This is a genomic window from Dermabacter sp. Marseille-Q3180, from assembly GCF_940792985.1.
GTDB classification, from domain to species: domain Bacteria; phylum Actinomycetota; class Actinomycetes; order Actinomycetales; family Dermabacteraceae; genus Dermabacter; species Dermabacter vaginalis.
Genome location: NZ_CALNWU010000001.1, coordinates 1,073,565 through 1,092,133, shown reverse-complemented (window position 1 = coordinate 1,092,133; position 18,569 = coordinate 1,073,565). Strand labels below are relative to the sequence as shown.

Below are 18,569 nucleotides of genomic sequence, written 5' to 3'. Positions count from 1 at the left end.
GCGTTGCGTGGGCAGCCCTACGGCCCGCCACCGTCGGCCCCTGCCCCTCCCGTGTTTTCTCCGAGCCCGATGCCGAGTTGCTCGAACCTCGCCGATACCTCTTTCGCGATCCCGCTCGTAAACGTGCGGGTGAGATGGTTGTCATCCATGTACACGTAGGCGTTCCCTTGGATCGGGGCGCAGCGTCCGTCTGGGCAAATGAGATCGCTGAGATCCATGCGGTAGAGCTTCGCGCCGCTTTCCCCGGTCATGCCGTCGAGAGCCGCGCTCGGGTCCTCCTCGGCGAGCTTTGAACTCAGGTTCGCTCCGCACTCATCGTCGGCGCGCTTGGGCTCGCCGCCCGCGTTGATCACGGACTCGGCGCACGTGTAAAGGCTCGTGGGCCAGCGCGGGGCATCGCGGAGGGCGAGAACGTTGACGCCCTTGTCGAGTACTGCCTGGATGCCCTCGCGTGTGCCTGGAGGCAAAGTCTCATCTGCCCCGGTTGACGTGGCGGCGGTCGACGTCATGAGTACGAGATCGGGGTGGTGTGCGTCGATAGCGTTCATGACCTGGTCGAAGTAGCCCTTGCAGTACTCGCCGTCCTGAAGGCTCGAATCTTCGCGGAACGTGCACGCGTTCTTGGTGAAGTTGATGATCTGCCAGTTGTGCGCTTGGGCCTCGGCGAGGAGGGTGGGGATGAACTGGCGTGAGTGGGAGGAGCCCACGACGAGGACGGTCGCGTTGGTTTTCGCGTCAAGAGGTCGCAGGGTTTCGCAGGGAATATCTTTCGTGGCGACGAGAACGCCGCTCGGGTCGTCACACAGATGGGGAAGGCTTGGCCACTGGTCGTCCAGCTCGAAGCCCTTCGGGCTGAGGGTGTCCGGGTTGAAGGGTTCGGTGAGAACGCGTGAGCTCTCGGGCGAGTCGGCGGTGATGGGGTCCGACGTTTGCTGGCTCGCGAGGTAGCCACGGAGTCCCAGCGCCCCGCCGAGAACGAGGGCGAGGCACGTGCCGATGACCGTGAGGGAGCGCCACCAGGGCGCGCTTTTCCACGAGGGCTTACGGAAACGCGAATCGACGATTGTGGAGAGAATCCACGCAAGGGCCATGCTCCCCGCGATGACGAGGAGTCCGTCGAGGGCGCCGGCGCGCTTCTGCCCGGAGTGGGCGAGCCACAGGATCAGGATCGGCCAGTGCACGAGGTAGAGGCTGTACGAACTCGACGCGAGCGCGCGAGGGAGCTTCATGGTGAGCACGCGGTCGAAGCCCCACGACGTACCGGAGTATCCCGCAACGATGATGAGGCCCGCTCCCGTGAGGGGCCACAGGGCGATCCAGCCGGGGAAGAGGCCTTGAACGTTGAGCACGATGCCGAGAGACACGAGCAGGGCAAAGCCCACCCAGCCGGCGAGGGCGCGCAGCGTGCGGTGGCGGGGCGCGGTGGGGGAACCGGGCGGGCCGAGCCGAGGAGACGATCGAGGGTGGGGAGGCTCAGGGCGAGAAGAGTACCGCACGCGACTTCCCATGCGCGCGCGGGCGTGGAGAAGTAGGCGGACGATTGATGCGTGGCCGTGTAGTAGATCGAGAATGCGAATGACGCGGCCGCGATCACGGTAAAGAATCCGAAGGCGACGCGGCGAGGGTGCGCGCTTTTCCTCGCGGCATACTTCGCCGCGATGAAGAGCAGCGGCCACGTGAGGAACACCTGGCCCTGGAGCGAGAGTGACCAGAAGTGTTGGAGCGGGGAGGCGGTTGAGGCGTCGAGCGCGTAGTAATCCACGCTCGTGATCGACAGCCAAATGTTTTGGATGTACGTGGCGGAGGCGATCGCGTGCGAAATCACCGTTTGCCACGAGGATTCGGGCAGGATCAGGTAGCTGCCAAGGAGGGTGCCGAGGATCGCGATGGTCGCGGGAGGCATGAGCCTCGTGAAGGTGCGCAGCCAGTACCGCACGGGCCCGAACGGTTTGCGCGCATCGAGGCGTCGCGCAAACGAGGAGCCGAGTAGGAACGCTGAGATGAACAGGAACACGTCGACGCCGCCCGAGACGCGCCCGAGCCACACGTGGTAGACGACGATCATGAACACGCTTACGGCGCGAAGGCCTTCGATCTCGGGGCGGAAGTGGGAGGGCTGCGCCTTCGGTGCGGAGGCGCGAGGAGTCGGTGCTGCGGGGGTGTCGTGCCCGGGTGCGGGGGAGTCCGACGCCTGCTCGGCAACCTGCGGTTCCTGGTACCACACGAACGGCTCGCCCGTGTCTTCGGCGGCGCCCCACGCGGCGATGTCTTCGCTTTCGCGTTCTTCGGCCTCTTGCACCCACGAGAAGTCGTCGAGATTCTCGAGTGCGGGTTCTTGCGCGTCTTGAACAAAATCCTCGAGCGCAAAGTTCGGCGCGCCCTCGCTCGTTGAAGGGGCACGGTGCCCGCGTGCGTTCGCCATGTGCCCTTCCGATGATGTGAACGTGGAACGATACAGAACTTTACAGGCCGCAGGCCCGAGCGCACCCCTTATGCGCGTCGACGGTGTGCGCTCTCTCGTGGGAAAATGGTCCAATGAGCACGAGCGAAAAAGAAGGCGCGGGTTTTGATATTGCCGCGCGTCACGGAGAGAAGGCCCGCGCGGGCGTGATTCACACGCCGCACGGCGATATTCAGACCCCGGCGTTTATTCCGGTGGGCACGAAGGCGACCGTGAAATCGGTCCTTCCGGAGTCGATGAAAGAGCTCGGCGCGCAAGCGATCCTGGCCAACGCCTACCACCTTTATTTGCAGCCGGGGCACGAGCTCGTTGACGAGGCGGGTGGTTTCGGGGCGTTCATGAACTGGAGTGGCCCCACCTACACCGATTCGGGCGGCTTCCAGGTCATGAGCCTCGGCGCCGGTTTCCAGAAGGTGCTCTCCGAGTCCTTCGCGGGCAGTGATCGCGCGAGCACGCCCGACGGCACGGATCTTGCGACGAAGAAGGGCAAGGAACGCCTCGCACACGTGGACGATGACGGCGTGAACTTCCGCAGCTTTATCGACGGTTCCGAGCATCGTTTTACGCCGGAGTTTTCAATGCAGATCCAGCATTCGCTCGGGGCGGATGTCATGTTTGCTTTCGATGAACTCACGACTCTCATGAACTCACGCGGCTACCAGGAAAAGGCGCTTGAACGCACGCGGCTGTGGGCCGAGCGCTGTATCGCCGAACATCAACGTCTCACCAGAGCGCGCGAGGGGAAGCCCTACCAGATGCTGTGGGGCGTCATCCAAGGTGCGCAGTACGAGGATCTGCGGCGCAAGGCCTCGCGTGATCTTGGTGCGATGACCGTGGAGGGCTGGCAGTTCGATGGCTTCGGGATCGGCGGTGCCCTCGAGAAGGAAAACCTCTCGACGATCGTTGGCTGGGTGACGGACGAGCTCCCCGACGAGAAACCGCGCCACCTTCTTGGTCTTTCCGAAATGGACGACCTGTTCGCGGGCATCGCGGCGGGTGCCGACACGTTCGATTGCGTCTCGCCGTCGCGCGTCGCGCGCAACAGTGCCGTGTACACGGCACGTGGCAGGGTGAACCTCACGGGCGCGAAGTACCGTACGCAATTTGCACCGATTGATGAGAGCTGCGACTGCTACACGTGCACCCACTACACAGCCGCGTACATCCATCACCTTTTCAAGGCAAAGGAGATGCTCTCCTCGACTCTGTGCACGATCCACAACGAGCGCTTCGTTGTACGCCTCGTCGAGGAAATTCGCGCGGCGATCCTGAGCGGCGACTTTGAGGTGCTTCGCGAGGAGCGCACGGGTGCCTACTACGGTGAGTACCGCTAAGCGTGCGCGGCTTCGATAGTGTTGAGGCGTGAGTGTGAGCGATCTTCAAACCTTCGGCGGCCATAGTGCGAACGAGCGTGCCGAGGCCTACGAGCGGCTTCGTCGCATGTCCACGTGGAGGCTGCTCTCCGCAACGAAGGCGCCCGCAACCCTCGCGATTTTGCAGACCGTGTTCCCCGCCGGTGATCGCAGACTCGATCGCTCCGAATTGGTTGCGCGCGTGGCAAGCCATCTGGACCTCTTGCGCGGCGATGAGGATGTTCAGCGCGGGGCTTCGGAGTATGTAGATTCGTGGGTGCGTGAAGGTTATCTCACGCGGCGCGATGACCCGACCACGGTTGAGACGACCTTCGAGCTTTCGGTATCGACCGTTGAGGCGATCAGTTTCATTTCCTCTCTTGAGGAGCATCGCCCCACGACCACCGAGTCGCGCCTTACGCTCGTGATGCAGCAGTTCGAGCGACTCGCGGAAGACACCGAAGGTGACCGCGACGTGCGCCTTCGCGGCCTCCAACTGCGCCGCGCGCAGATCGAGCGAGAAATTCAAGCGCTCAGCGAGGGCGAACTCATGCTGCCTCCCGCTGAGCACTCCGCGGAGCGCCTTCGCGACATCCTCCAAGTCGCCGACGAGCTGAGCGGTGACTTCCTCCAATACCGCGAGGATCTGCGCGCCGTGGACCTCAATCTTCGCGAGCAGATTCTTTCGCCCGAAGGCTCGCGCGGCGAGATTTTGGAGCAGCTCCTCGCGGGCGATGACCTCCTCGGTCAATCCAAGGTGGGCAAAACCTTTACGGCGTTCTTCCGGATGCTCAACGACCCGAAGCAAAATGAGCGAGCCCAGGACCTCGTGGATCGCCTCCTTTCACGTGACTTCACGCGCACACTCACACGCCGCGAACGCGACCGCCTCGCGAACGTGTTCAGCGACCTGTACGAGCCCGCCCAAGAGGTGCTTGACGTCAAGACCGAGCTGTATCGTTCGCTCGCGCGCTTTGTGCGCAGCCAAGACTTCCGCCAGCATCGCGTTCTTCTCGACCTTCTTCAAGAGGCACAGGGCATTGCTCTCGCGCAAAAAGATTTCGTGAGCCATCGCAAGGCTGAACCGATTGATGTGGGGCTTTCGCGCGTGCAGATGAATTCGGTCGCGCAGCACCTTCTCAAGGATCCGAGTGATCCGGGTGTGCCGCCCGAGGCGGAAGTGCATGATGCCTCGCGCCTGAGCGTCGAAGTGCTCGATGAACTCGTGCGTACGAATGACATCGATCTCGTGGGGCTCGCCTCGTCCGTCAACGGCGTTGTCAAAGCGAAGGGCCAGGCGAGCATCGCTCAGGTCGTGCGCGAGCAAGGGGCCCCGCAGGGGCTCGCGAGCATCATCGGCCTCATGTTCCTCGCCACGGCGCACGCGGATGCGCGCGAGGGCGATACCGAGATCGTGCGCTGGCGCGAAGATTCCCTCGAGGCAGGTGGCACGGACTACGCGGCGCGCGTGCCCGCGTTCTTCTTCCTCAGCGAGGTCCCTGAGCAGTAAGCGTCGTGGTGGGCATTGCGGTGCCTGGCAGCCGCGCCGTGGAGACCGCGATACCGGCGATGAGCATCACGAGGAATCGCACCCAGTCGACGAAGAACGGCCCGAGCATGAAAATCCATGAGAGGAGCGGAAGCTTCTCAAAGGCCTGTGAACTGACATTTCCAAGCGATTCGGAAGCCCCTTGAAGAGCGGGGAAAAAGGAAAGAACGAACGGGCCGAGCGCTAATCCCCAGACCGCCGCGTTGAGGAGAAGACCCGCGCCGAACACGATCGCGGAGATGGTTCCGAACCGTGCGGCACTCGGCGTGGGGCACCGTTTAATCGCTCGGACGACAGCGGGGGCGGCGAACATGACAAGGACATTGGCGGCGAGGGCGGCCACGACGCACACAAGAACCGAACGCACAACGGTGTAGGTCAGCGTGTTGACGCCTCTAAAGGCCGGCATTGTGTTCGGCGGATCCTCGATGAAAACGGGGAATAAAAGGAGCGCGACCCCAACGCCGGGAGCGAGCACGAGCAGGGCAAACGCGATCGACGACAGAAGGACCCACACTCGCGAGGGGCCGGCATGATTGCGAATCGAAATCTTGGTTGGTGGAGCGTTCACGACGCCTCGACCTCCTGTTGGTGCGTCTTCGTGCGGTACACCCGAATGCTCGCGAAGAAGAGGTACACGAACCTGGCGATGTCGAGGATCGGAGGGATGGCGAAGGCAGCGGTCACGAAAGGCACAGCGACGTTCCGTGCGCTCTCATTATTTGAAGTTGCCGCATCGAGCACATTCATCACCACGAGGTCGAGGACGACGACCACGACGAAGCTTAGGAGCACGATAACGGGGCCCACCACGAAGTAGATGAGCGAGTGAATGTTCGTCCGGAAAACCTTGCGTGTGCACCGCTTGAGAGCCGTGAGCGCAAAGGGGAACGAGAACAGAGCGAGAAGGTTCGTGCCGACTAGCCAGCAGACGATGAGGACAGCGAGCGATTTCAGGCTCTCCACGAGCGAGTCGAATTGCTTCGCGTAGGTGCCCACATCATTTGGAACTTCAGGCGACGGTGAAGGGGACTCGCCTGCCGGGAAAAGAATGATGATCGGCAGTACGGGGATCATCGCCAGTGCGAGACCGCTGAACAGCATCCATAGCGCAGCGGGGCGTCGGTGTGAGGGGGGTGCAGGCGCCGTCACGATACCTCCCTGGGCGTATCGAAGGTGACGCACACAACTTTACGGCACGTTCGCGGGCTGGGGGAGTAGGACGGTGACCGCGCTCAAGGGGAGCCGGCAGGGCCAGAGCGGGGGTCAGCGAAGTACACGATGACTCCCGCAAACGACAGGACGGCGAATCGCACAAGATCGATGGCGAGCGGGACAGCGAACGTTCCAAAGACGACCAGAGAGCGGAGTCCCTCCCACTCGGTCCTCACCGCGCCTGTGGCGGGATTGCTGGTGACCTCGGTTGCGAGGACCAAAGAAAGGGCGACCATGGTGAGCGCGCTCAGAACGGCGAGGAGCGGCCCGAGGATGAAAAAGGTTATCGCCGTGAGAGCAAACCCGATGCGGTCTGCACCTTTGCACCGCGTGAGAGCCGCGATCGCAAACGGGACTGCGGCAAGCCCGGCGAAGTTCCCTGCGCCGAGGAACACGCTGATCACGAACAAAAACGCGAATATGCGCAAGAGGATCTGGTCGAGCCCCGCCAGTGGACTGTTGCCCCAGGCCGACTCGGGGCCGACAGGCACGAGCCACGTTGCGACGGGGGCGAGGCACAGCCCTAGAACGACACACACGAGAGCGAACGTCGCAAGGATGACCCAAATTTTCGCGGGAGTGCGATGAGTTTCGCCAGTGAGCGAGGGAAGGGACACTTCGGCTCCTTCGGGTGAGGTGAGCTGATGCAGTCAACCTATGAACTCAAACGCGGGCCCAAAAGAGGGCGGGGGAAAATTGTGGATAACTCTTCGGCGGCCGGTAGTCTGGAGGGCGTGGAAAACGAGGAGAGCGCGCGCATGCGAGAACACGAGGAAACCGCCACCGACGGTCGCACCACTCCGGCGGCAACGCCGAGCACTGACCGTGACGAATGGGCGCTCGCACGTGACGATGACGACCTCACCTACGCCGGCTCCACCGGGGGAGCGCTTGTCGAGGAATCCCGTCGCGTTCTCGTGGCCTTGCTTCAAGGGCCCTACCTGGACGGTCGACGCGACCCCCAGCGCTACGGCCAGCTCCTTCGCGATCGCGCCTACATCGAGCAGCGCCTCGCCGACATGTTCCTCGAACTCGTGCTCGACGACGATGCGCAGGTCGCATTCGTGCGCCAAAGCGAAGATGACCCGGACGCCCCGAAACTCCTTCGCCGACTCACCGGCCTCAACCGGCTCGACACCGTGCTTCTTCTCGTGTTGCGCCAGCACCTCCTCACACAGTCCTCGCGCGGGCAACGCGCGGTCGTGAGCGAAGCCGAACTCCTCGCCAACATCGCGCCCTATCGCCGCTCGACCTCGACCGATGAAGCAGGCTTCACGAAAGATATCCGCACGTCGATCGCGAAAATCCAGCGCGCAGGACTCCTCGAAGAGCAGGGCGATTCCTTCGAGGTCTCACCCGTTCTCAAACTCATGATCAACCCCGACACCGCGCGCACCTTCATCGACCTTTACGAGCGCGCGGGTGACGACGTCACGGGCGCCGCAAACGCACTTGACGATTCCCGCGCCACGACCGAAGGACAGGCCGAATGAGTTCTACGAGCGGAGATATGCCTATGAGCGACGCGCAAAACCCCCTCGACGGCCTGGGCGAGGCAAGCGTCGGAATCGCCGCCGAAAACTCCCGGCGTGACGTGACGGATCCCGACCACCCGCACCCGGGCCAATGGCGCCTCAACCACGTGCAACTGAGCAACTGGGGCACGTTCCACGGCACCCACGACCTCGAGATCAGCTCGAAGGGCTATTTCCTCACGGGCGGTCCCGGCACGGGCAAGTCCACACTGCTCGACGCGATCAGCGCGCTACTCACCCCGCCGCGGGCCCTCCACTTCAACGCCGCCGCCTCCGACGCCGGGCCGCGCAGCACGAAATACCGCCGTACCGTTGCAAGCTACGTGCGAGGCGCGTGGGCGATGCACTACGACGCCGCGACCGGAGAATTCAGCCAGGAAGTGCTGCGCGAGAACTCCACGCTGAGCGTCGTGAGCCTCCGCTTCGGCAACGGCCTCGGCGAAACCCTCCAACTCACGCGTATGTTCCTGCTCCAATCGGGGCACAGCTCTGACTCGGACGTCAAGAGCCTCTACGTCATCTCCTCGAAACCCTACGACGTTGCGGACCTACGCCCGTTCGTGAGCACGAGCATTGAAGGCCGCGAACTCGAAAAGACTCTCGAGGGCACCGAGACGTTCCGCCAATTCCGCGAATACCGCGCACGCTTTAGCCAAATCCTTGGCATTCCCGACGAGAAAGCACTCGGGCTTCTCCACAAGATCCAATCCGCGAAGGAGCTCGGCGACGTCAATGCGCTGCTTCGCGACTACATGCTCGACGAGCCCCGAACCTTTGACCTGGCTGATCAGGCCCTCGCGAACTTCCAGAACCTTTCCGAGGTATACGACGCGCTCGTGACCGCACGCGAGCAGCGTGACGTTCTCACGGGGCTGCGTGAAGCCGACAAGGTGTGGCGTGAGGCGCGCTCGCGCGGAAGCGAACTCGTGGATCGCCGCAACGATATTGATGTTTTCGCGGCCCAGCACCTCGTGCGCCTCCTCGCCGATGAAAAGGACCGCCTCACGCGTGACCAGGACAGGCTCCGCGCGCACCGCAACCGCCTCTCCCAGGACATCGCTGATGCACGCGGCGACCTCGCTCAGCTGAAGGAACAGCGTAAGAGCGCTGGCGGCGGTGAAATCGACGATTGGAAGAAACAGATCGCGGGCCTCGAGGTGGAACGCGACCGCCGCCGAGAACGCGCGACCGAGTTTTCCGGGCAGCTCGCGCTCGCGGACCTGCGCACACCGTCGAACGAAGAAACGTTTACACAAACCCAGCGTGAGGTCGCGAAATTGCGCGCCGCGCTTGAGGAAGACGAAAAGAACGAAGCGCAAACCCAGTGGGAGGCCGAGGCGAAGGTGCGCGAGCACGCGCACGCGCTCGAGACCACCCGCCAGGAACTGGCCTCGCTGACGACTCGCGCCTCGAACCTCCACTCCGACGACGTCGCCCTGCGCGATCTTCTCGCCGAACGCATCGGCGTGGCCGCAACCGATCTTCCGTTCGCGGCCGAGCTGCTGCAGGTGCGCGCGGGCGAAGAGGAATGGACGGCCGCCGCCGAGCAGGCTCTGCGTGGTCTCGCACGCTCGATCCTCGTCCCCGAGCGTGCCTACCGTGCTTTCGCACGCGAAATCGACGGCATGAAGCTTCGCCGCCGCGTATCCTATAACCGCATCAACACGGGCGTCAAACCGGCACCGAAACGACTTGATCAGCGCTCACTCGGGGCGAAAATTGACATTCGCGAGGGCGAGTTCCACGAGTGGCTCTCGAATGAGGTTGCCTCGCGCATGGACTACCTGTGCGCGGAAACCCTCGAAGAATTCACGAAACACCCCCGCGCCGTGCTCCGCTCGGGCCAAATCAAGCACTCTGCGACGCGCCACGAAAAGAACGCCGAGCGGCAGATTAACGACCGCTCGAACTGGGTGCTGGGCTTCGACAACCGTGCGAAGCGTGCCGTGTTCGAAGCGGAACGCACGCGCGCCGAACAGGCCCTTTTTGAAGCGCAGGCGCGCCGGCGGGATCTCGAAAAGGAAGCCCAGACCCGCCGCGAAAAGCTTTTCGCGCTCCAGGCGATCCAAACTGTGACCTGGGACGATGTGGACGCTGCGAGCGTCGCCCGCCGCATCGCGAACCTCGAAGACATGGTGCGCGCCGCCGAAGATGGCTCAAGCGCCCTCACCCAGATTGCCCGGCAGATTGACCAGGTCGAGATGTCGATCAGCGAAGGCGACGAGGAACTCCTCGAGATCGTGGGGCAGCTCGGCCGCGTCAACGAACAGCTCGACCAGGTCAGTGAACGCCACCTCCAGGCCGAAGCCCAGATCGAGGAACGCGCCCTCGCGCCCGAGACGAGGGCCGACCTCGAGGAACGTTTCCGCGCGATCGCCCCGACCCTTCTCCTCTCCAACATCGACCGGGTCACGCGCGATGCTTCCGCAACTCTCGATGCGGAACTCATGGCACTCACGAAGAAAACCGCACGCGCCGAAGAAGACATGCGCACCGCAATGCGCGAATTTACGCGACGCTGGCCCGCGGGCGGCGCAGACGTTGACACATCGCTCGAGGCCGCGCCCGAATACCTCGCGATTCTCCGCAGCATCGAGGAGGAAAAGCTTCCCGAGGTTGAAGATCGCTTCTTTGAGTTCTTTACCTCGAACACTCTCGGCGATGTGCAGGCCCTCGCGACCGCGATCGCGCGCGAACCCGCGCAGATTAGGAAGCGCCTTGCGAAGATCAACGAGTTGCTCGCGCAGGTCGAGTTCCACGAGGGCCGCTACCTCCAGCTGTCAATGAGGCCCGTGCACCTCGCGGCTCTCGACGAGTTCAAGCGCGCCTTGAACCAGGCGACGAATTCGAGCCTTGAGAACGACCTCACGCTTGATCGAGAAAAAGCCGAGGAGCGCTTCCTCGCGCTCCAGAACCTCATGGAGATCATCACGAAGGCTCGCACTCGCGAGGATCTTGCCTCGCGTGCGATCCTCGATGTTCGCCGCCATGTTCATTTCCACGCCGAAGAAGTGAACAAGGAAGGCGAAGTTGTACACGCGCACGAGTCCGGAGGGCCGCTCTCCGGCGGTCAGAATGAACGCCTCACGACGTTCTGCCTCGCGGCCGCGCTGCGCTATCAGCTGGCCGGGACCGGCGTGGACGTCCCCCGCTACGCACCCATCATCATCGACGAGGCCTTCAGCAAAGGCGCGGGCAAATTCATCACCGCCGCGATGGAATCCTTCCGTCACTTTGGCTTCCAGGTCATCCTCGCGAACCCCGGTAAGAACCCGCAGGCCCTCGCGCCGTTTATCGGCGGCGTGGGAGTCGTGTCGATCCGCGAGGACCGCTACTCCTCCGTGAGCCCGATCGACTTCATTCCTGAAGCGTAGTGTGAGCCGTCGCCGTGAGCTCCTCGAGCGCGGTGAGAGGGATCGGGAGCCACTCCGGGCGGTTTTGCGCCTCGTACACGGCTTCGTAGGCGGCCTTATCGAGCTCGAACACACGGAAAAGTGAACGCAGATCCTCCGCGCTGCCCTCCCCGCCCCGCGCTGAACGCTCCGCGAGGTAAGCCTCGATGAAGGCCTCGCGCGCCGTGCCGGCCCACTCGCGCGCATCGATGCCCTCATTGAGTTCAACGTAGGCTGCCGCGTAGTCGATGCTTCGAAGAATGCCCGCGACATCCCGGCAAGGCGAGTCGGCCGTGACACGCTCCGCCATGGGGCGCAAAGGCTCCCCCTCGAAATCAAGAAAAACCCAGCCCTTGGTTGGCGAGTTGAGGACCTGGCCGAGGTGAAGATCGCCGTGGATTCGCTGGAATGGCGGCCACTCGATTCGAAGAGCACGTGTGAAAACGTCGTTTGCTGCCTCGGCGAAGCTCTCCAGTACGGGCAGAGCCTCGACGTGGTGCGCGAATCGGCGCTTCATTGACTCGAGTGTGAGTGCACGCGCATTGGTGCTCGCTCGCTCGGTGGGCAGGGCACGTGCGAGGTCCGTGTGGATCTGTGCGAGGGAGGTGCCAAGGTCCGACGCCTGCCCGGCAAAATCGATGCCCTGGGCAGCAGCGATGAGGGCTTCGCGCCACGCGTCTTGAACGTCGGGAAGGAAACGGTTGAGGATCGCGATGTCGGATCCGCCGAGCGCATCCGTGCCACTCACGTAGCCGAAGAACTCGGGAATCTGCGTGTTGCCTTCCGCCTGCAGTGCCTCTTGAAGTTCGGCATCGGGATTTGTGCCTTCATGGAGGTGGCGGAAGATCTTGATGATGTACTCGTTGCCGCTTTCCGTGTGAATGATGAGGGACGTGTTCGACTGCTCGCCCACGAGACGTTCGGTCGTGGTGATGGCCTGCAAATCTGCGCGTACACCCTGCGCGGTTGCCTCGCACAGGTGTGGGGTGAGCGTGAGCCCCTCGCCAGAGGCCCCCTCGACAAGGGCGCGGGCGAGGAGGGCGCGAGCGCGATCGATCCCCGTCGCGTCGTACACGTTGTGGGATCCTACCGGGGTGTCGACATGCGTAATGAGGTTTTCGAGTTCCCCCTCTTCAACGCGACCGTCTTTATTCCACGCCACCGGAAGTGCGAAGCGTGCGTCGTCAGTGGCACCGAGGGTCACGAACGATACGACGAGGTGCTCATCCTCGGCGAGGCGAGTCCACCCCGCGATCTGTAGCTCGGGCGCTTCTCGGTGCGAGTTGCTGCACCAGCGTTGCCCCATGATGAAGCGCGCGGCATCCTCGAGAAACGAATCGCGGCGAAAATGATCGGAAAACACGATGCTGAGCATGGGACTCCCTACGCTGGGATACTTGGGCTCTCTAAGACTATCGTCGCTGGTAGTGTGGCGGGTGAATTCGAGGTAATCGTGGGAAGGAGAATCGTGCACCGGAAATCGATTCTCCAGAGTGCTTTCGCGCGCACCGCAGCGTGCGCGCTTGTTCTTGCGGCAACCGTCGGACCCGCGCTCGCTCCCGTGGCCCAGGGGCCCGGTGCCGTGGCTCTTGTTCCCGCCGCTCACGCACTCGGCGAAGATGGCCCCTTCACACTGCCCGCGGATCCAGCGGCGCTCAAGCACACGGCAACCCTTGGCAACCCCGGGGATTTTGACTTGTTTCTCATGGTGTCCGCGGAGGACCTCGAGACACTCGACACGGATTCGATGAGGCTTCTTTCGAGCACCGAATCCGAGGACGCGAGGCCCACGAACGGCGGTAAGAAGCTCTCTGTCAAAGGCGTGGGAAAGTGGGAGATCACCGACACGCGAGTGAGGTTCACTCCCGAAAATTCCGAGGCGGGAGGATCCCACAGCGTGCAATTCTCGGTGCGTTCGAAGACCGGGTACGAATCGGCACCCGTCACCCTGACCGTGACGTATCCCGGAATCCCGAGCGTGAGCGCACGCGCCTCGGAAGGCGAAAAGGTCATGGTTCCCCTTGCCCTCGACGGTACGGGCGTGGACCCTTCCTCGCTCGCCTTCACGCTTGAAGGGCTTCCCGCGGGCAGCACGCTCGTGGAAGACGGCACGCGTCTCATCGTTCCCGATGAAGGAACGTGGGCACTCGCGACCGATGACCGGGCACAGGTGACCTTCACTCCGAGGCGGGAAAGGCTCGGGACTCAACCGAGACCCATCACGCTCGAAGGGCGCGACACGAAATATCAGCCCGTCGCCAAAGGCACCGTGACAGTCAAAACCCCCGCCATCAGAGACGTGACGCGCGCCGCAGGTTACGGTGCACCGGTGACCTTTGACCTCGCGAGCGCGGCGGCCAACGTCGATCCGTCAACGCTTGAGCTTGCGCCGTTCGGTGGCGAGACCTCTTACTACACCTCCGACGACGGTCTCTCAGTGACCGTTGCCGATCAGGGAACATGGGGGCTCGACCGGAACATGCAGACCCTGACCTTCACTCCGCTCGGCGACAAAGTTCGTGACGTGACGCCCATGGGGGTGAAAGGCAAAGATCTCGACGGCAACACGTCCTCGGTTGCACCCATGAGCGTCGGCTACCCCCAGGTTGGTGCACGTTATACAGCCGCGAAGTGGGGCCAGGTGGCGATGTTCACGCCCCTTGATGGATCCCTCAACGTTCAGCCCTACACTTTCGCGTTTACCGAGCGCGACATGCCGCAGGGCACGACCCTTTCCTCCGATCGCAAGAGAATGACGGTGCCTGGCGAGGGGGTGTGGGAATTCGACCCCGACTCCCGCGCCGTGGCCTTCACTCCCGATACGGTGCTGCGCAGCTCGCCCCACGTCGCCACTTTCACGATCGAAAGCGTCCTCGCTTCCAACACCACGAGCGGAACTCTCCACGCACAATACGCGAGCGCCGTGCCCACCGCGCGTGACGACGAAGCCCTCTCAAACAGCCGAGTGAACTCCGTGACGATTGACGTGCTCGGCAACGACACTCCCGCGAGTCCTGGTCAGACCTTCGATTCCTCAACACTCGTGCTGCGTAGCTCACGAGCCACCAATATTGAAGAACTCGTTGCAGGCTCGGGCCGTCGCCTCGAAATCCCCGAGGAAGGAGTTTTCGAGGTGACAAGCGCCGGCGGCGTGCGCTTTACCCCCGCGAACACGTTCGTGGGTCGCACTACACCCATCGAATACACGGTCGAAGACTCGGCGGGCCTACGCACGAGCGCCCACATTGTGATCGATGTCGAGCCGCTCGTTCCGAGCACTGCTTCCACGTCGCGCGACGCGGGGCTAAGCGCCATTTTCGGGCGCCTCATGCCTTCCTCGAGCGCGACATTCGCGGTGTTCATGACGAGCACGGCACTGCTCATCTTTACGGGAATCGTGTCCCTCTGGGTCGGGGGGCAAATGCGTAAAGACCGCGGTGCGGACCTCTAAGAATTCGCGCCCCTAGTCGAGGATTTTGCGGGACTCAACGCCGAGGTGGGCGAGAAGTGCCTCGTGCGCGCGCAGGCGTTCGTGAAGCTCCTCGGTGTCGATCGACGACCCCCACGCGTGCTGCGCGACCGCCACGAGGCGCGGGAACAGCATGTACTCGAGGTGACGGGCCGTGGGAATGAACTGACCGAACGCCGTTGCTTCGATGCCGAGTACGAGCTTGCCGTGCTCATCGCTGAGCTTTTTCGGAAGCGGGCTCGCCTTGAGCACGTCCTCGAGGCTCAAAACGGGGTGTGCGCCCGCTGGCTCGTTTCGGCTCTGCACGCGATCAAGCCCGAGCACCGACTCGGGTGCCGCAACGGTCTGGAAACCACGCGACGTCGCAGCCTTCACGCCCTTCGGCTCACCCCCCGCGAGCACAATCGCATCGTCGGGAATACGCACAAGGGCTGCGGAATCCCACACCGCAAGGCGCTTCCCCTTGTCGCGAAGCACCTCACCCGCGAAGGTGATGAAGCGACCGAGGATTTCGCTCTCGCGCGAATATCCCCACTCCTCGCGGCGGGTGCGCGCCTCGGGTGAGCGTTCCCATTCGGTCAGGGGTGCATCTTCGCCGCCGACGTGGACGAAGGGCGAGTCGAAAATCTCCGCAACCTGCTCGAGAACGTCACGAACAAACTGGAACGAGGCTTCGGACGTACCGAGCACGTGATCGCTCACGCCCCAGGTTTCACGCACGAGAAGCTGACGCTCGGGGAAGTTCCCCAGATTCGGATACGCCGCGATCGCCGCCTGTGCGTGGCCCGGAAGATTCACGCCAGGCACGAGAGTCACGCCGCGTGAGCGCGCATACTGCACGAGTTCGCGCAGCTCATCCTGGGTATAGAAGCCGCCGTGGCGATCTTCGGCGAACGTGTCCTCACCCTCAAACTGCGGGGTGCCCTCAACCGTGCGTTCGCGCCACGCGCCAACCTCGGTGAGCCGCGGGTAGCCGCTTACCTCGAAGCGCCAGCCCTGATCATCCGTGAGGTTCAGGTGCAAAACGTTGAGGCGATACACGGCCATCACCGTGATGAGCCGTTTGAGGTCCTCAACCGGAAGGAAATGCCGCGCGGGATCCACGAGGAGGCCGCGCCACGCGTGCTTGGGAGAATCGTTCAAGGTTAGTGCCGGGATGCGGTAGGTGGGGTCCGACGGTTGCTCGGTAGTCACCGTCGCCGCGGCTGCGAGCTGCGAACGCACCGCTGAAAGGTGCACGATCTGCGCGAAGGCGTTGCGGCCATCGGCGAGCGCTGCCTCGCTACCCGCCGTAATCGAGGCGCCCTTCTTGTGGATCGTGATGGAGAAATCGGTGCGGGGGACATCCTTGTTGACGCCCACCGTGACCTCGCCAAACGGATCCGACGTCACCCAGTCCTCTGCAGGGGTGTTCCCAAAGCGCACCGAAACCGGTTCGGGGATGAGGGGCAGGGGAGCGGTATTGAGCTCAGGCTTCGTGGACATGTCACTCCTCGGGTAGATGGGGCGGGCTCTGCGCGCTCGCGCGCAAAGATACAGCTCAACCCTGCCATGAGGGGATAGATGCGCGCTGGAAAATTGGCGCGACGGTGTCCACGAAACCGTCGGACATAAAAACGGGCAGCCCCGGAGGGCTGCCCGCATGAACTGAACGGTGTGGCCTCGATCCTCTTCCCACGACGCTTGGCGTCAGGATCGAACCCCTCTACCGATCAGCGGTATGTGACGTAGATAACCTTCGACGTCCAAATCTTTCGCTGAACGACCTTGCGCGGCGAACGGCCGGCATCAATCACTTCGCCGTTGCCCGCGTAGATGCCCACGTGGCCGTAGTTGCCCTGGGTGAAAACGACGAGATCGCCGGGACGAGCCTCATTTTCTGAAATGATCTTGCCTGCGAATGCTTGCTTGCGAGCCGTGCGCGGAATGGAGATGCCATTTTCGCGGTACACGGTCGACGTAAGGCCCGAGCAGTCGAAACCCGAGGGCGTGGAACCGCCCCATACATAAGGCGTGCCGAGGTACTTCTTGGCGCTTTCAACGATGGCGGTGTCGGAGGCGTCACCCTTCACCGACGTCTTAGGCGCGGGGGCTGCGGTGCTCGAAGCGGGCGCCGTGGCGATCGTGACGTTGCCGGAGTTGAGCTTGTTCCAGGTGCGGGGGCCCACGATGCCGTCGACGCCTACGCCGGCTGAGGCCTGGAAGTTGCGCACGGCGTTGTAGGTGCCGCGGCCGAAGATCCCGTCGGTCTTGATGTTGGCGCCGGCCTTGTTGAGGAGGTTCTGGAGGTTCTTGACCGCGTCGCCGCGGTTGCCTCGGCGGAGCTTCGGGGTGTTGTTGACCGGTGCCGAGGTGGCGCTCTCGGTTGGGCGGGAGTCGGCGATCGTGACGTTGCCGGAGTTGAGCTTGTTCCAGGTGCGGGGGCCCACGATGCCGTCGACGCCTACGCCGGCGGAGGCCTGGAAGTTGCGCACGGCGTTGTAGGTGCCGCGGCCGAAGATCCCGTCGGCCTTGATGTTGGCGCCGGCCTTGTTGAGGAGGTTCTGGAGGTTCTTGACCGCGTCGCCGCGGTTGCCTCGGCGGAGCTTCGGGGTGTGGTTCACCGAGGTCGAATTCTTCGCGGCAGCCGAACCGGCACCCGAGTTGAGCTTGTTCCAGGTGCGGGGGCCCACGATGCCGTCGACGCCTACGCCGGCGGAGGCCTGGAAGTTGCGCACGGCGTTGTAGGTGCCGCGGCCGAAGATCCCGTCGGCCTTGATGTTGGCGCCAGCCTTGTTGAGGAGGTTCTGGAGGTTCTTGACCGCGTCGCCGCGGTTGCCTCGGCGGAGCTTCGGGGTGTGGTTCACCGAGGTCGAATTCTTCGCGGCAGCCGAACCGGCACCCGAGTTGAGCTTGTTCCAGGTGCGGGGGCCCACGATGCCGTCGACGCCTACGCCGGCGGAGGCCTGGAAGTTGCGCACCGCGGTGTTCGTTCCACGGCCGAAAACACCGTCGACCTTAATGTTGGCGCCAGCCTTGTTGAGGAGGCTTTGGAGGTTCTTGACCGCGTTGCCGCGCGATCCGGGACGCAGCTTCGGGGTGGCGTTGACCGAGGTCGGGTTCTTCGAGGCGAGCGCCGAGCGGGTACGGGCGCCCACGACACCGTCCACGCCAATGCCGGAAGAAGCCTGGAACGTTATGACAGCATTGCGAGTCTTACGACCAAACGAACCGTCGATCTTGATGCTTGCGCCGTGGTGGTTGAGGAGTGACTGGAGTGCCTGAACTTGCTGGCCGCGGTGACCGGTGCGCAGGGGCTTGGTGCCGAGCGCGGAGACCGACGGCAGCTTGGTGCCAGCCTGCGAAACGGGGCCGTTATGAGTCGAAGGAGCGGCGTCTGCGGGGGCGATCCCGAGACCGGTTGCGGCCGTGGCGGCGACGGCGGTCAGAGCGGCGGCACCGACGGCCCCCTTCGAGACAGGGGTGAGAAGGCTGCTGTAGTCGATGACGGCGGGGCCTTCGGCACGGTGAGTGCCACGCTGTGCGGTACGAAGCATGGGGGAGCAACTTTCCTACCCTCGCGGTTGGTGCTTACACCAACTCCCGCCACAGGGTGC

The 18,569-nt window shown here is 63.5% G+C and carries 13 protein-coding genes; 5 read left to right on the top strand and 8 right to left on the bottom strand.

The features are described 5' to 3' along the window. Positions 1-17: 17 nt before the first annotated feature. The gene (locus NBW56_RS04920; protein ID WP_250258535.1) at positions 18-1,091 is read right to left on the bottom strand and encodes an SGNH hydrolase domain-containing protein; all 1,074 of its coding nucleotides are present in this window, start codon (positions 1,089-1,091) and stop codon (positions 18-20) included. A gap of 134 nt (positions 1,092-1,225) precedes the next feature. After that, positions 1,226-2,422, bottom strand: a complete 1,197-nt coding sequence (locus NBW56_RS04915; protein WP_250258192.1) for an acyltransferase family protein — start codon at positions 2,420-2,422, stop codon at positions 1,226-1,228. 113 nt (positions 2,423-2,535) lie between these two features. On the opposite strand from NBW56_RS04915, the gene tgt reads away from it, so the two are divergent. Then, the gene (tgt, locus tag NBW56_RS04910; protein ID WP_250258191.1) at positions 2,536-3,795 is read left to right on the top strand and encodes a tRNA guanosine(34) transglycosylase Tgt; all 1,260 of its coding nucleotides are present in this window, start codon (positions 2,536-2,538) and stop codon (positions 3,793-3,795) included. A 34-nt stretch (positions 3,796-3,829) separates the two neighbouring features. Further along, positions 3,830-5,323 carry a DUF3375 domain-containing protein gene (locus NBW56_RS04905; RefSeq protein WP_250258190.1) on the top strand — a complete coding sequence of 498 codons (1,494 nt, stop codon included), beginning with the start codon at positions 3,830-3,832 and terminating at the stop codon, positions 5,321-5,323. Here NBW56_RS04905 and NBW56_RS04900 read toward each other — a convergent pair. The 3 genes from NBW56_RS04900 to NBW56_RS04890 all read right to left on the bottom strand — a co-directional run bounded on the left by NBW56_RS04900 (position 5,301) and on the right by NBW56_RS04890 (position 7,194). Further along, entirely contained in the window at positions 5,301-5,933 is a 633-nt protein-coding gene (locus tag NBW56_RS04900) for a hypothetical protein (protein ID WP_250258189.1), read from the bottom strand. The two genes, NBW56_RS04905 and NBW56_RS04900, sit on opposite strands and share 23 nt — an antisense overlap. Further along, positions 5,930-6,514, bottom strand: a complete 585-nt coding sequence (locus NBW56_RS04895) for a hypothetical protein (RefSeq protein WP_250258188.1) — start codon at positions 6,512-6,514, stop codon at positions 5,930-5,932. The genes NBW56_RS04900 and NBW56_RS04895 overlap by 4 nt, the downstream gene beginning before the upstream one ends. 83 nt (positions 6,515-6,597) lie before the next feature. Continuing rightward, positions 6,598-7,194, bottom strand: a complete 597-nt coding sequence (locus NBW56_RS04890; RefSeq protein WP_250258187.1) for a hypothetical protein — start codon at positions 7,192-7,194, stop codon at positions 6,598-6,600. Between the two features lie 117 nt (positions 7,195-7,311). Between NBW56_RS04890 and NBW56_RS04885 the strand changes: the two genes are divergently transcribed. Together NBW56_RS04885 and NBW56_RS04880 are read left to right on the top strand one after the other, a co-directional pair. After that, positions 7,312-8,070 carry a DUF4194 domain-containing protein gene (locus NBW56_RS04885; RefSeq protein ID WP_250258186.1) on the top strand — a complete coding sequence of 253 codons (759 nt, stop codon included), beginning with the start codon at positions 7,312-7,314 and terminating at the stop codon, positions 8,068-8,070. Then, positions 8,067-11,486, top strand: coding sequence for an ATP-binding protein (locus NBW56_RS04880; RefSeq protein WP_250258185.1), 3,420 nt, complete (start codon positions 8,067-8,069; stop codon positions 11,484-11,486). Before NBW56_RS04885 ends, NBW56_RS04880 begins: the two co-directional genes overlap by 4 nt. Here the strand turns inward: NBW56_RS04880 and NBW56_RS04875 are convergent. Next, complete coding sequence (locus tag NBW56_RS04875) at positions 11,470-12,879, bottom strand: maltokinase N-terminal cap-like domain-containing protein (protein ID WP_250258184.1); 1,410 nt, start codon at positions 12,877-12,879, stop codon at positions 11,470-11,472. The genes NBW56_RS04880 and NBW56_RS04875 overlap by 17 nt on opposite strands. 93 nt (positions 12,880-12,972) lie before the next feature. Here NBW56_RS04875 and NBW56_RS04870 point away from each other — a divergent pair, with 93 nt between their 5' ends. Next, complete coding sequence (locus tag NBW56_RS04870) at positions 12,973-14,955, top strand: Ig-like domain-containing protein (RefSeq protein ID WP_250258183.1); 1,983 nt, start codon at positions 12,973-12,975, stop codon at positions 14,953-14,955. A gap of 12 nt (positions 14,956-14,967) precedes the next feature. Here the strand turns inward: NBW56_RS04870 and NBW56_RS04865 are convergent, their stop codons facing one another. After that, a complete protein-coding gene (locus tag NBW56_RS04865; RefSeq protein ID WP_250258182.1) occupies positions 14,968-16,458 on the bottom strand; it encodes a beta-N-acetylhexosaminidase in 1,491 nt (496 codons plus the stop codon). A gap of 227 nt (positions 16,459-16,685) precedes the next feature. Further along, positions 16,686-18,509 carry a C40 family peptidase gene (locus NBW56_RS04860; protein WP_250258181.1) on the bottom strand — a complete coding sequence of 608 codons (1,824 nt, stop codon included), beginning with the start codon at positions 18,507-18,509 and terminating at the stop codon, positions 16,686-16,688. Between the last annotated feature and the right edge of the window lie 60 nt (positions 18,510-18,569).

Coding starts and splice junctions, on each gene's coding strand:
- NBW56_RS04920 (WP_250258535.1), bottom strand. CDS start 1,091: ATGGCCCTTGCGTGGATTCTCTCCACAATCGTCGATTCGCGTTTCCGT.
- NBW56_RS04915 (WP_250258192.1), bottom strand. CDS start 2,422: ATGGCGAACGCACGCGGGCACCGTGCCCCTTCAACGAGCGAGGGCGCG.
- tgt (WP_250258191.1), top strand. CDS start 2,536: ATGAGCACGAGCGAAAAAGAAGGCGCGGGTTTTGATATTGCCGCGCGT.
- NBW56_RS04880 (WP_250258185.1), top strand. CDS start 8,067: ATGAGTTCTACGAGCGGAGATATGCCTATGAGCGACGCGCAAAACCCC.
- NBW56_RS04875 (WP_250258184.1), bottom strand. CDS start 12,879: ATGCTCAGCATCGTGTTTTCCGATCATTTTCGCCGCGATTCGTTTCTC.
- NBW56_RS04865 (WP_250258182.1), bottom strand. CDS start 16,458: ATGTCCACGAAGCCTGAGCTCAATACCGCTCCCCTGCCCCTCATCCCC.
- NBW56_RS04860 (WP_250258181.1), bottom strand. CDS start 18,509: ATGCTTCGTACCGCACAGCGTGGCACTCACCGTGCCGAAGGCCCCGCC.